The sequence below is a fragment of the Candidatus Collinsella stercoripullorum genome, assembly GCF_027669965.1.
In the GTDB taxonomy this organism is placed as follows: domain Bacteria; phylum Actinomycetota; class Coriobacteriia; order Coriobacteriales; family Coriobacteriaceae; genus Collinsella; species Collinsella stercoripullorum.
The window spans coordinates 1-13,708 of record NZ_JAQECM010000060.1 but is presented as its reverse complement, the minus strand read 5'-3'; the positions used below and the strand labels follow the sequence as shown (position 1 = coordinate 13,708).

Genomic DNA, 13,708 nt, shown 5'->3' with positions numbered 1-13,708 from the left:
GAGCCGGGCTTTCTTCTGCCGCGGCGCCGCGCGTCAGCCGCGGTCGATGACCTGCCTGCCCTGGACCCACACCTGGCGGATGTTGTCGGGCGTGGCGAGGTAGAGGATCCGCGCGAGCACATCGCCCGGCTCGGTGAACACGTCGAACCCGGTGAGGTCGGCGTAGGGCCGGCGCACATCGACCACCTGCATGTCGAAGGCGCGCCCGACCTCGAACGACCCGACCGGCAGCGACAGGGCCTCCGCGCCGCCCTTGGTGGCGAGGTACAGCGCCTCGGCGACCGAGATGCGCGAGGGGCGCCCGGCCCCGCGGCGCTCGATGGGGACGAGCGCGTCGACGCCGTCCTCGAGCATGCGCGACGCCATGACCGCCTGGCGGATGTTGTCGTACAGGCTCGGCGAGAACCCGCCCGAGACATCGGTGCCCAGGCCGATCTTCACCCCGTGCTCGCGCATGCGCCTCACGGGGCACGCGCTGTTGGCGAAGTATGCGTTGGAGATCGGGCAATGCGCGACGGCGGTCCCCGTCTCGCGGAACAACTCGGTGTCCGCCTCGTCCATATACGTGCAGTGAGCCATCACCGAGCGCGGGCCGAGCAGGCCGAAGTCCGCGAGCGCGCGGGCGTCGCTCACACCGTAGCGCTCCGGCGCCACACCGTGCTCCCACTCCCCCTCGTTGCAATGGGACTGGATGTAGGCGCCGTGCTCGGCGGCCATCTTCCCGAGGCCGGAGAGCACCTCGTCGGTGCAGCTCGGGATGAAGCGCGGGGTCACCGCGGCGTACACGCCCGCGAAGCGCGGGTCGCCCGCGCGCAGCTCGCGGTCGAGCCCCGCCACGCGCCCGAGGAACTCCTCGGTGTCGGCCAGCGCCTGCTCGGGCGAGGCGTCGCGGTAGAAATCGTGGTTGGCCGCCGGGTCGTCCATGACCACCTTGCCCACGACCGCGCGCTGACCGGCCTCGGTGCAGGCGCGGGCGAGCTCCCAGCTGCCCTCCAGATGCGCACTGCCGAAGTACAGCGCCGTGGTGGTGCCGCGCGACAGGAAGGTCTCCGCCAGGTCCAGGCTCACCCCATGGGCGAAGAAGGGGTCGGAGAACCGCGCCTCCAACGGAAAGGTGCGCTGGTCGAGCCAGACGTCCAGCGGCTCATCGAGCGCCACCCCGGCCTGGGGCCACTGCGGCGCGTGCACGTGGAGGTCGACGAACCCGGGCAGGCCGTAGCGCCCGTCGGTGAGCTCGAGCAGGGAGCCGGGGTCGAGCTCGTCCGCCGCGCGCGCCGCGGCGACGCGCTCGTCGTAGCCGGCATCCCCCGGCAGGGTCACGCGCTCGATGAAGCCCGCGTCGTCGAGCTCGAGCAGCGCGCGCTCGAGCAGCTCGAAGGAGCCGTACTCGGGGGTATGGAACAGCGAGCCGAGCACCGCCCGCACGGTCGCGTGTGAACTCGAGGCGATCGACATGGTGTCTCCAATCGTTCGGCGGGCGCCGCGCCGGCGCGATGCGGGCGCGGCGGGAAACAGGGGCGCCCGGCCCGCGGCGCAGCGGCGGCGGACCGGGCGCGGACGGCGGGTCCTAGCGCTCCTCGGCGGACCCGGACGACGCCGGGTCGTCGGGCAGCAGCAGGTTGAGCGCGACGGCGATGATGCCGCCCACGGCGGTGCCGCTGCTCACCAGGTACTGCAGGAAGACCGGGAAGGCTGCCTTGACGTCGGCGGACAGAACGAGGCTCGCCAGGGTGAAGATGAGCGACAGGCCGATGACCATCATCTTCTTCTGGTCGAGCTGGGACCCGATGATGATGCGCAGGCCGTTGACCACGAGGATCTGGCAGACCACGAGCAGGACGCCGCAGATGGCGGCCTCGGGGACCGAGGAGATGACGGCCATGAGCTTGGGGCACATGCCGAGGACGACGAGGATCACGCCGGCGACCATCACGACGGTGCAGCTCGCGACCTTGGTGATGGAGATGATGCCCGCGTTGGTGGAGTAGCCCGTCAGCGGGGTGCCGCCGAAGACCGAGCCGACCAGGCAGCCCAGGCCCTCGCCGATGACCGCGCGGTTCAGGCGCTCGTCGGTGAGCTCCTCGCCCGTGACGTCGCCCACGGTGAACCACACGCCGGTGGTCTCGATGAGCACGATGAAGTAGATGAAGGTCATGAGGACGATCGAGGGGATGTCGAACACGGGGGCGCCGAAGTGGAAGGGCATCGGCATGCCGAACCAGGCGGCCGCGGCGACGCCGGAGAGATCGAGCACGTCCACCGCGGCGGCGGCCACGCAGCCGACGGCCAGCGAGCACAGGACGGACAGGACGCTCACGAGGTGGTGGCGGTAGCCGGTCCGATACGCGACGACGTTCATGATGACGAGGGTGACCAGCGAGGCGAGGCCGGGGGCGAGGTTGGCGGCGAGCCCCCCGTCGACGCTGAAGATGCCGCCCGCCGCGGTGGGCGTGAGGGACAGGCCGACGATCACGATGATGGTGCCGCCGATGTAGGGCGGGATGCACCGGCGCACGATCTTGGCGAACAGGCGCGTGACGCCGAGCAGGATCAGGATGAGGGCGCCGGGGATGATGCTGCCGACCATCATGGCCATCCCGCCGTTGGTCCCGATGGTAGCGAGCGCGGAGAGCGCGACGAAGCTCGCGCCCTGGACGACGGGCAGCTTGATGCCCAGGCCGGTCTGGATCAGCGTCGCCAGGCCGGCGGTGAGGAAGCAGATCTGGATCAGCTGGTTGGTGCCCGCGGTGTCGAGGCCGAGCATCGAGGCGAGGACGATGGGGCAGACGTAGAGGTCCATCGCCAGGACGTGCAGGAACGCCAAACCCACCGCCTTGAGCGGCTCGACGCGGTCGTTCACGCCGAGTACGAGGTCTTGTGCAGCCATGCAGCTCCTCTCATGAGGGAACAGGTCCCCACGAGCATACCGCATCGGCAGGTCGGGCGCCCGAGACGGCGCGCACGGACGGGGGGTTCGACGGCGGCGGGGCGCACGGATGCGGAGCCGGGCGGGCCGGGGATCCGGACGCCCGCCCGTGACCCCGGCCCCCTCGCAGGCGGGCGGACGCGAAACGGGCCGCCCGCAGGCGGCCCGTCGGTCGAATCCGTGTGCGACGCGCTCGCGCGAAGCGGTCCTACACGTAGAACAGGATGTCGTCGTAGGTCGGGACCGGCCAGTAGTCGGCGGCCACGATCTCCTCCATGGCGTCCACGGCGTCGCGCAGGCGCTGCATCGCGGGGACGACCTCGTGCGCGTAGCAGTTCGCCTGCTCCTGCGGGTCGATCAGGCCCTCGGCCCTCTGGTGCAGGGCGTCGAGCGCCTTGATGGCCTCGTTGATCTCGGTGATGCCGGCGCACAGCTTGTTGAGGGTGTTCTGCTCGCAGGTCATCGCGGCGTCGGCGCCGGCACCGCGGATGATCTCCAGGCCCTTGGCGACCTTGGTGGCGTAGGCGGTGATCGCCGGGCGGTAGGTGCGGCGCGCCTCGCGGATCATCGTCGTCGCCTCGATGTTCATGAGCTTGTCGTACTTCTCCAGCTTGACCTCGTAGCGGCTGAACGCCTCGGTCTCGGTCAGCACGCCCATGCCGGTCCACAGCGCGAGGTTCTTCTCGGCGACCATCGCGGGCAGGGCGTCGGCGGTGGTGCGCAGGTTGGACAGGCCGCGGCGCTCGGCCTCCCTCTGCCACTCGTCGGAGTAGCCGTCGCCGGAGAACAGGATGCGGCGGTGCTCGTTGAGGGTCTTCTTGCAGTACTCGAGCGCTGCGGCGGCGAAGTCCTCCTCGGGCGTGCCCTCGAGCGCGTCGGCGAACTCCTTCAGGGACTCGGCCACGGCGGTGTCGAGCACCAGGTTGGCGTCGCTCGGGTTGGCCTCGGAACCCACGGCGCGGAACTCGAACTTGTTGCCGGTGAAGGCGAACGGGGAGGTGCGGTTGCGGTCGGTGTTGTCCTGCTCGAGGTTGGGCAGGACGTCGGCGCCGAGGTCGAGCACGCCGTGCGTCGCGTGCACGGAGGCCTTGCCGTCCATGATCTTCTGCACGACCTCGGTGAGCTGGTCGCCCAGGAAGATGGAGACGATCGCCGGGGGCGCCTCGTTGGCGCCGAGGCGGTGGTCGTTACCGCAGCTCGCGACGGACATGCGCAGCAGGTCCTGGTACTTGTCGACCGCCTCGATCACCGCGGTGAGGAAGACCACGAACTGCAGGTTCTCGAGCGGGGTGTCGCCCGGGTCGAGCAGGTTCTCGTCCTCGGCGGACAGCGACCAGTTGTTGTGCTTGCCCGAGCCGTTGATGCCCTCGAACGGCTTCTCGTGCAGAAGGCAGGTCAGGTCGAAGCGCGAGGCGACGAGCTTCATCTTCTCCATGACGAGCATGTTGTTGTCGATGCCCTCGTTGAGCTCGGTGTACACGGGGGCGAGCTCGTGCTGGCAGGGGGCGACCTCGTTGTGCTTGGTCTTGGCGGGGATGCCGAGCGCCCACAGCTCGTCGTCGAGCTCCTTCATGTACTTGGACACGCTCGGGCGGATGGCGCCGAAGTAGTGCTCCTCGAGCTCCTGGCCCTTGCACGGCGGGGCGCCGAACAGCGTGCGCCCGCAGATGACGAGGTCGCGACGCTTGCGGTAGGCGTCCTTCTTGATGAGGAAGTACTCCTGCTCCAGGCCCACGCTGGGAACGACGCGCTTCGGCGTCTTGCCGAACAGCGCCAGCACGCGCTTGGCCTGGGTGTCGAGGACCTTCATGGAGCGCAGCAGCGGGGTCTTCTTGTCGAGCGCCTCGCCGTTGTAGCCGCAGAACGCCGTGGGGATGCACAGCACCTCGTCCTTGATGAACGCCGGGCTCGTGGGGTCCCATGCGGTGTAGCCGCGCGCCTCGAAGGTGGCGCGCAGGCCGCCGTTGGGGAAGCTCGAGGCGTCGGGCTCGCCTTGGATGAGGGCCTTGCCGGTGAACTTGGTGATCGCGGTGCCGTCGTGGTTGGGCTCCAGGAAGCTGTCGTGCTTCTCGGAGGTGATGCCGGACAGCGGCTGGAACCAGTGCGCGTAGTGCGTGGCGCCCAGCTCGATGGCCCACTCCTTCATGGCGTGGGCGACGGCGTTGGCCACGTCCAGGTCGAGCGGCGCGCCGTCCTCGATGGTGGCGGACAGGCGCTTGTAGATGTCCTTCGGAAGGCGCTTGCGCATCACGTCCTCCGAGAACACCATGGTCCCGAAGCGGCTGGTGAGCTCGGTATCGGCCATAGGGGCTCCCTTCGTGGGCGCCGACCGGTGCGGCCGGCGCATATCCTCAACGAACGCATTGTAGATTACGGGGGGCGTGTTTCGCACAAATTACCGGTGGGTTGCCAAGATGCAACGTGTCGGGGAAAACCCGGGAAACTGCCGGGTGCACCGGGCGGACGGCGGCGCTGGGGGCGCCTGCCTGCGGGTTCATGCTCCCGCCGGGAGCCGTCCGCATGTTAAATCCCCGCGGCGGGGGCCTCTCGGCGGCACGGCGGAAACACGGGTGCGATACAATCCCCGCACCCCATCGGCGGCCCGGACGGGCGCGTCCGCGCCGACGGGCGCCGCCGCGGGCCTGCGCCCCGCCCTACCCCAAGGAGGAACGGATGAGAGTCGACCAGATCTTCGAGAACGCGCGCGCCGCCGGGACCATGCCCGTCTCCTTCGAGATGTTCCCGCCCAAAGGCGAGCTCACCCTCGAGCGCGCCCGCGAGGTCGCCGGAGGGTTCGCCGAGCTCGCACCGGACTTCGTGAGCGTCACCTACTCCGCGGGCGGCTCGGGCAACTCGGCGGCGACGGCGAAGATCGCGCAGATGATCTCCGACGAGCTCGGCCTCACCTCCGTGGCCCATCTCACCTGCATCTCGCTGACACCGGAGACCCTCGGGGAGAAGATCGCCGAGTTCCGCTCCGCCGGCATCGAGAACGTCCTCGCCCTGCGCGGGGACCTGCCGGACGGCATGAGCGAGGCCGAGGCGGACGGCATCGCCTTCCCCTATGCCAAGGACCTCGTCCCCGCCCTCGTCGACGCGGGCTTCTGCGTGGGCGGCGCGGCCTACCCGGAGGGCCATCTCACCTGCGACGACCTTGTGACCTCCGTCAAGCACCTCAAGCAGAAGCAGGATGCCGGCGCGAGCTTCCTCGTCACGCAGCTGTTCTTCGACAACGAGTGCTTCTACCGCTTCCGCGAGCTGGCGGATGCGGCGGGCATCACCGTCCCCATCACGGCGGGCATCATGCCCTTCACGAGCAAGCAGCAGGTCACGCGCATGGTGTTCACCTGCGCCGCGTCGCTGCCCGCGCCGGTGATCAAGATCCTCGCCCGCTACGAGGACGACCCCGCGAGCCTGCGCGCGGCGGGCATCGAGTACGCCTGCCGCCAGCTGGAGGACCTCGCCGCCCACGGCGTCGACGGCCTGCACGTGTACACCATGAACCGCGCCGACGTCGCCGCGGCGGCCATGAGCGCGCTGCGCGGCTGAGGCGACTCGGCGGCACAGCGCCCCGGCGTCCCGGGGCGCGCGGATCCGCCGGATCCCGTCCCGAGGGCCCATGCCGCCCGGGGGCGGACGGCGTTCACGGGCGCCTCCCGGGAGGCGCGGACCGGATTGGGAAGGGAGGCGAGGGATGCAGACCGGCAGCCCCGTCCTCTATCGGCCGGAAGCGGGCGCGCGGCCCCGCATCGACCGTGCGGAGATGCTGCGCTACCTGGGCTACGCGGGCCAAACGATCGAGCCCGATCTCGCCCGGCGCATCGAGCTGGTCGCGGAGCAAACCGAGCGCGACATCGCGCCGCGCGGCGTCTGGCAGGTGTTCGACCTGGACGCCGACGGCGCGGACGACCGCGGCCTCCCCTGCATCCGCCTCGCCGGGACCGCCGCGCGCCTCACGGGGCGCGACATCTTCCGGCACCTGCGCGCAGCCCGGCGCTGCGCCGTGCTCGCCTGCACCCTGGGGATGGAGAGCGAGCGGCGCCTGCGCACCCTGGCGGGCCAGAGCCCCCTGGAGTCCGCGCTGTTCGACGCCGCCTGCTCGGCCTACGTCGAGGCGGCTGTCGACCGGATGGACGCCGAGGTGGGCCGCGCCGCCGCCGAGGCGGGCCTCGCGCGCAACCGGCGCTTCTCCTGCGGCTACGGCGACTGCCCGATCGAGGCGCAGGACGGCATCGTGGCCGCCCTCAACGCCGGGCGCCTGCTGGGCCTCACCGTCACGCCCACGCACCTGCTCCTCCCCACCAAGAGCGTCACCGCGCTCATCGGCCTGTTCGAGGGCGAGCCCGCGGACGCCGGCGAACGCCCGGGGTGCGGCGGATGCCGCCTGCGCGGCAGCTGCGCCTTCCGCGCACGGGGGACCGTCTGCTACGGCTGACCCCTCCCCTCCCGGCGGCGCCCCGCGGGGGCGCTACAATCTGGAACCGAACTCGTTAGGAAGGTCTCCCGCATGGACTTCACGCTCGACTCCGCGGCCCCCCTCACCGCCGCGCTCGCCTCCGGGGAGCCGTACGCCCCGCGCTCGCTCGACTCCCTGCGCATCGCCGACGCCGACCTGCGCGCCGTCCTCGAGGGGCGGCGGAGCCTGCTGTTCGACGGGGGCATGGGCACCATGCTCCAGGCCGCGGGGCTGGCCGCCGGCGAGCTGCCCGAGCTGCTGAACCTCACGGACCCCGAGGGGATCTCCGCGGTGCACGCCGCCTACGTCGCCGCCGGCAGCGAGGCCGTCACCACCAACACCTTCGGCGCCAACGCCCGCAAGCTGGGCGGGAAGGCGGAGGTCGAGGAGGTGTTCCGCGCCGCCGTGGGATGCGCGCGCCGCGCCGGGGCGCGCTACGTCGCCGCCGACATCGGGCCCATCGGCGCCCTCCTGCGCCCCATGGGCACCCTCTCCTTCGCGGAGGCCTACGGGCTGTTCGCCCAGCAGGCCCGCGCCGCCGCCCGGGCGGGGGCCGACCTGTTCATCATCGAGACCATGACCGACCTCGCCGAGATCAAGGCCGCCGTTCTCGCCTGCCGGGAGAACACGGACCTCCCCATCGTCGCGACCATGACCTTCGAGGAGGACGGGCGGACCTTCCTGGGCACCTCGCCCGAGGTCGCCGCCGTCACCCTCGACGCCCTCGGGGTCGAGGCCCTCGGCATCAACTGCTCGCTCGGCCCCGCCGAGCTCCGCGGCCTCGCGAAGCGCATGCTCGCCGTCACGGCGAAGCCCGTCATCGTGCAGGCGAACGCCGGCCTGCCGCACGTGGAGGACGGGCGCACGGTCTACGGCATCGACCCGAGGTCCTACGCTGCCGCCGTCGCCGAGATGGTGTCCGACGGCGTCTCCATCGTGGGCGGCTGCTGCGGCACCACGCCCGAGTACATCCGCCTGCTGGCGCAGGTCCTCGCCGGGAGCGCCCCGAGCCTGCGCACCGTCCGCCCCGCCTTCACCGCCGCGAGCGCGCAGCGCCTGGTGAGCCTGCCCGCCGGCAGCCGGGCCATCGCGGTCGTGGGTGAGCGCATCAACCCCACCGGCAAGAAGCGCCTGCAGCGGGCCCTGCGCGACGGGGACCTCGACTACGTGGTGGGGCAGGGCATCAGCCAGCAGGAGCAGGGCGCCGACATCCTCGACGTCAACGTCGGCCTGCCCGGGATCGACGAGGCCGACGTCATCGCGCGCGTCTGCGAGCAGCTACAGGCGTCGACCCTGCTGCCGCTGCAGATCGATTCGACCGACCCGCGCGCCATCGAGGCCGCGGTGCGCGCCTACGCGGGCAAGCCCATCATCAACTCGGTGAACGGCACGCGGGAGAGCCTCGACGCCGTCCTCCCCATCGCCGCGCATTACGGGGCCGACGTGATCGGCCTCACCCTCGACGACGCCGGCATCCCCGACACGGCGGAGGGGCGCTTCGGCATCGCCCGGCGCATCGTGGAGGAGGCGGCGCGATTCGGCATCGGCCCCGACCGCATCCTCATAGACTGCCTGGTCATGACCGCCTCCACCAACCAGGCCCAGGCGCTCGAGATCCTCCGCGCCGTGACGGCGTGCCGCGAGCGCCTGGGCGTGAGATGCGCGCTCGGCGTGTCCAACATCAGCTTCGGCCTGCCCGCGCGCGAGCTGATGAACGCGACCTTCCTGGCCGCCGCGCTCGGCGCCGGGCTCGACGCCCCCATCATGAACCCGGGCTCCGCGCGCTACATGGACGTCGTGCACAGCTTCCGCGTGCTGAACGGCGAGGACGAGGGGTCGGGGGCCTACATCGAGCGCTACGGCGGCTGGACCGACCCGTACAAGGGCGCCTCCCCGAAAGCGGCGCCCGGCGGAGCGCCCGCACCTGCCGTGGGCGCGGACGCGGGCGGGGAGGCGGGCGACGCCGACCCCATCCGCCGGCTCATCCTCACCGGGCGCAAGGGCGAGATGGAGGAGGCGACCGAACGGCTGCTCGCCACCTGCGACGCCATGGACCTCATCAACGAGCGCTTCATCCCCGCCCTCGACGAGGTCGGCGTCCTGTTCGACCAGGGAAGGTACTTCCTGCCCCAGCTCATGGCCTCGGCCGAGGCGGCGCGCGCGGGATTCGACACCATCCGCCGGCTCATGCCCGCGGCGGGCCTGTCCGAGAAGGGCGCCGTCGCGCTGGCCACGGTGAAGGGCGACATCCACGACATCGGCAAGAACATCGTGAAGATGCTGCTCGACAACTACGGGTACACGGTCTTCGACCTGGGACGCGACGTCGACCCGCAGCGCATCGTGGACACCGTGCGCGAGCGTGGCGTCCGCCTGGTGGGGCTGTCGGCCCTCATGACCACCACGGTGAGGAGCATGGAGGAGACCATCGCCCTGCTGCACGAGCAGGTGCCGGGGGTGAAGGTGCTCGTGGGCGGGGCGGTGCTGACGCCCGAGTACGCCGAACGGATCGGCGCCGACTACTATGCGAAGGACGCCGCCGAGTCCGCGCGCATCGCCGAGGAGGTCTTCGGCTGAGCGGCCCCGGGGCCGTCGTCCCGCCCCGCCCCCGCGGCGGGGCGGGGCGGTCGTCCGCGGCCCGTTCGAAAGGGCGCGGCACCGGGAGGGCGGGCCACGCTAGAATAAGACGCATCGTTTCACACGACGACCGACGAAAGGGAGAGCCCATGGCCATCACGCCTGCAGAAATCGCCGAGACACGGGGCATGGTATCCGAGCAGCATCTGGACATCCGAACCATCACCATGGGCATCTCGCTGATGGGCTGCGCCGACGAGAACCTCGACCGCATGTGCACCAAGGTCTACGACCGCATCACCAAGACGGCCGAGCGCCTCGTCCCCACCGCGGAGGCCCTCGAGCGCGAGTACGGCATCCCCATCGTCAACAAGCGCGTGTCGGTCACGCCCGTCGCCCAGATCGCCGCCGCCTGCCCGGACGTCGACCTCGTCCCGCTCGCCCACGCGCTCGACCGCGCGGCCGAGACGCTCGGCATCGACTACCTGGGCGGCTACTCCGCGCTCGTCCAGAAGGGCATCGGCGACGCGGACCGGCGCCTCATCGCCTGCATCCCGGAGGCGCTCGCGGCGACGAGCCGCGTGTGCTCCAGCGTCAACGTGGCGAGCCTGCGCGCCGGCATCAACATGGACGCCGTGCTCATGGTCGCCAACACGGTGATCGACTCCGCGCGCCTCACCGCCGACCGCGACTCCGTGGGCGCGTCCAAGTTCGTCGTGTTCGCCAACATGGTCGAGGACTCCCCGTTCATGGCGGGCGCCACGCACGGGTCGGGCGAGGCCGACGCCGTCATCAACGTGGGCGTGTCCGGCCCCGGCGTCATGGCGGCCGCCCTCGAGCAGCTCCCCGAGAGCGCCTCGATGATGGATGTGGCGGAGAAGATCAAGCAGACCGCGTTCAAGATCACGCGCGCCGGCGAGCTCATGAGCCGCGAGGCGGCGCGCCGCCTGGGTGTCGAGAAGGGCATCGTGGACCTGTCCCTCGCCCCGACGCCGGCCGTCGGCGACTCGGTCGCCCGCATCCTCGAGATCATCGGCGTGGGCACCTGCGGCGGCCCCGGGACCACCGCGGCGCTCGCCCTGCTGAACGACTGCGTCAAGAAGGGCGGCGTCATGGCGAGCTCGAGCGTGGGCGGCCTGTCCGGCGCGTTCATCCCCGTATCCGAGGACGCCGGCATGATCGCCGCGGTCGAGGCCGGCGCGCTCAGCCTGGAGAAGCTCGAGGCCATGACGTGCGTGTGCTCGGTGGGCCTCGATATGATCGCCGTGCCCGGCGACACCCCCGTGGAGGCCATCGCCGGCATCATCGCAGACGAGATGGCCATCGGCGTCATCAACAACAAGACCACCGCGGTGCGCATCATCCCCGCCATCGGCAAGGGCGTGGGCGATGCGGTCGAGTACGGCGGGCTGTTCGGGCGCGCGCCCATCATGCCGGTGAACCGGTTCGCCGGCACGGTGTTCGCCCATCGCGGCGGACGCTTCCCCGCCCCGCTCAACTCGCTCAAGAACTAGGGGACCGGATCGGGCCCGCGGCCGCGCAGCGCGCTCCGCGGGCCCGCCGCGTTCGGCGGCCCGGCACCCGGTGGGCGCCCGTCCCGGCGGGGGACCGCCCCTCCCCGGGCGGCCCATTCCCCCGAAGGAGGTCCACGATGCGATCGGCGCTGCTCGAGACCGATTGGAACGAGGAGTGGATGGCGCTTCAGGCCCAGCGCCCGGCGCCCGACGACCCCGCGCGCTGGGATGCGCGCGCGAGGCACTTCCGCCCGCGCGAGACGCACCCCTACGCGCGCGACTTCATCGAGCTCGCCGCCATCGGCGCGGGGGAGTCGGTGCTCGACATGGGCTGCGGCGCGGGGTCGCTCGCCATCCCGCTCGCCCGCGCGGGGCACCGCGTCATCGCCGCGGACTTCTCGGCGCGCATGCTCGAGATGCTGGAGGAGGGAGCCCGGGATGCCGGCGTCCCGGACCTCGTCCGCGCCCTCCCGCTCGCCTGGGATGACGACTGGGACGCCGCCGGCCTGGGTCCGGGCTGCGTCGACGTCGCCCTCGCCAGCAGGTCGATCGCCACCTCGGACCTGCGCGCCGCCCTCTCCCGGCTCACCCGCGTCGCGCGGAGGAGGTGCTGCATCACGCTCTCCGCGGATGCGGGGCCGCGGGTCGACGGGCGCATCCTGCGGGCGATCGGTACCCGGGTCGCGCACTGCGGCGACTACGTCTACGCGTTCAACATCCTCGTCGGCATGGGCCTCGCGCCCGAGGTCCGCTACATCTCCTCGACGCGCCGCGACACCTTCCGGTCCGCGGACGACGCCGTCGCGGAGCTCTCGCGCATGCTCGCCGGCGGGAACGAGGACCGCATCGGCGCGCTGCGCGCCTATGTGGACGGGCATCTGGTCGCCAACCCCGATGCGGGCGCGCCGGGCGAGAAGGGCGGGCCGCAGGGGCCCTTCATGCTCGACCGCGAGCGCGTCGTCCGCTGGGCGTTCCTCTCTTGGGACGCGGCGGGGTCCCCTGATATGTAGATGGCCCGGAATCGCCCGGCTCCCCGCGGTCGGCGCGCGCATACGGGCATACGGTCTTAAGACCCACCCCGGCCCAAGGAGCGCGCAATGAACACTTTCACCCGAGCCATCTCCCTGACGGTGGCGGCAGCGGTCGTCGTGCTCGGCGTCCTCTCCGGGCTCTGCAACACCCTGCTCGCCGGGAGCCCCATCACCCAGATGCTCTCGGGCGCCGGGCAGTCGCTCGAGAACACCATCCTGAACGGCGCCATCGATGCCAGCGGCATCAAGGGGGCTGCCGAGGACGCGCTGCGCGGGAACGTCCCGGAGATCGCCGCGGCGACCGGCATGACCGAGCAGGAGGTCGAAGCCGCCATCGACCGGCTCGACATCTCGTCGTGGAGCGTGACGGACCTGCCCGCGGGCGCATCGCCCACCGGGACGATCGACACCTCCTACCAGGGGGCGAACGCGACCGTGACCACCTACGCCGACCCCTCTTACATCACCGTGGACACCCTGGGTCAAAGCGTCACCCTCGCTGTGCCCGAGAGCGCGCAGGGATACATCTCCTATCTGGGCTACCTGTAGGGTCCCGCACAGGCGCCGCCTCCGCCCGGCACCGGCGGCCTTCGCAGCGCGGCCCCGCCGCCCGGCCGCCCGTAGGGTCGATCCCGCTCAGCGGTCCGCGAGGTCGATCGACAGGAGCTCCGCATCCGATGCATCCCTGAGCCGCAGCACGGAGCCGTCGAGCTCCACGGCGGCGGCGACGCCCTCCCCGCTCGCGATCCGAGTCGGGAGCGAGCCGTCCGCATCGACGTACGCCTGCACGACGAAGCCCGCATCGACGTTCGACACCGCGTACAGGGTTCCTCCGAAGCAGGCGAAGCCGGCGGGGTCGCCGTCGAGCTCGAACAGGTCGATCGAGGCGCCCGGATCGTCCGCGCGCGCACGCGTCATCACCGCAGCCCCGTCGGCATCGGTGCGCAGCGCGTACACCGAGCCCCCGTACACGATCGATGCGGACCCGGGCTCCTCGGCGCCGACGGTCACCGCGCCGTCCTGGTGCGCGGGCTCCGCGGAGACGACCGGTTCGCGCGCATCCAGATCGAGCACCGCCCCGGCGAGGGCGCGGACGAGCACGACGACCGTCACGGCGGCGAGGGCCGCCCCGATGACGACTGCGGCGGCGATCAGCCCGCGCGCGGCGCGCCCGTCGCGTCCCCCCGGGCGGCGCACCGCGGCA

10 protein-coding genes are annotated in these 13,708 nt (G+C 71.6%); 6 read left to right on the top strand and 4 right to left on the bottom strand.

Annotated elements, in window-relative coordinates:
- Positions 1–33: 33 nt before the first annotated feature.
- From PHA29_RS09495 to PHA29_RS09485, 3 genes are all read right to left on the bottom strand, one after another.
- Entirely contained in the window at positions 34–1,455 is a 1,422-nt protein-coding gene (locus PHA29_RS09495) for an amidohydrolase family protein (protein ID WP_270849366.1), read from the bottom strand.
- Positions 1,456–1,567: 112 nt separating this feature from the next.
- Complete coding sequence (locus tag PHA29_RS09490) at positions 1,568–2,887, bottom strand: uracil-xanthine permease family protein (protein ID WP_270849364.1); 1,320 nt, start codon at positions 2,885–2,887, stop codon at positions 1,568–1,570.
- 247 nt (positions 2,888–3,134) lie between these two features.
- The gene (locus tag PHA29_RS09485) at positions 3,135–5,231 is read right to left on the bottom strand and encodes a glutamine synthetase III family protein (protein WP_270574691.1); all 2,097 of its coding nucleotides are present in this window, start codon (positions 5,229–5,231) and stop codon (positions 3,135–3,137) included.
- Positions 5,232–5,599: 368 nt separating this feature from the next.
- On the opposite strand from PHA29_RS09485, the gene PHA29_RS09480 reads away from it, so the two are divergent.
- The 6 genes from PHA29_RS09480 (at position 5,600) to PHA29_RS09455 (ending at position 13,053) form a co-directional block, all read left to right on the top strand.
- Entirely contained in the window at positions 5,600–6,475 is an 876-nt protein-coding gene (locus PHA29_RS09480) for a methylenetetrahydrofolate reductase (RefSeq protein ID WP_270849362.1), read from the top strand.
- A 145-nt stretch (positions 6,476–6,620) separates the two neighbouring features.
- Positions 6,621–7,361 carry a hypothetical protein gene (locus PHA29_RS09475; protein WP_270405328.1) on the top strand — a complete coding sequence of 247 codons (741 nt, stop codon included), beginning with the start codon at positions 6,621–6,623 and terminating at the stop codon, positions 7,359–7,361.
- 72 nt (positions 7,362–7,433) lie between these two features.
- Positions 7,434–9,959, top strand: coding sequence for a homocysteine S-methyltransferase family protein (locus PHA29_RS09470; protein WP_270849360.1), 2,526 nt, complete (start codon positions 7,434–7,436; stop codon positions 9,957–9,959).
- A gap of 149 nt (positions 9,960–10,108) precedes the next feature.
- Positions 10,109–11,473, top strand: coding sequence for a PFL family protein (locus tag PHA29_RS09465; protein WP_270405882.1), 1,365 nt, complete (start codon positions 10,109–10,111; stop codon positions 11,471–11,473).
- Between the two features lie 137 nt (positions 11,474–11,610).
- Entirely contained in the window at positions 11,611–12,483 is an 873-nt protein-coding gene (locus PHA29_RS09460; protein WP_270849358.1) for a class I SAM-dependent methyltransferase, read from the top strand.
- An 87-nt stretch (positions 12,484–12,570) separates the two neighbouring features.
- A complete protein-coding gene (locus PHA29_RS09455) occupies positions 12,571–13,053 on the top strand; it encodes a hypothetical protein (RefSeq protein WP_270575446.1) in 483 nt (160 codons plus the stop codon).
- A gap of 87 nt (positions 13,054–13,140) precedes the next feature.
- On the opposite strand, the gene PHA29_RS09450 is transcribed toward PHA29_RS09455, so the two are convergent.
- The coding region (locus tag PHA29_RS09450) for a hypothetical protein (protein ID WP_270849356.1) at positions 13,141–13,708 on the bottom strand (568 nt) is incomplete at its 5' end.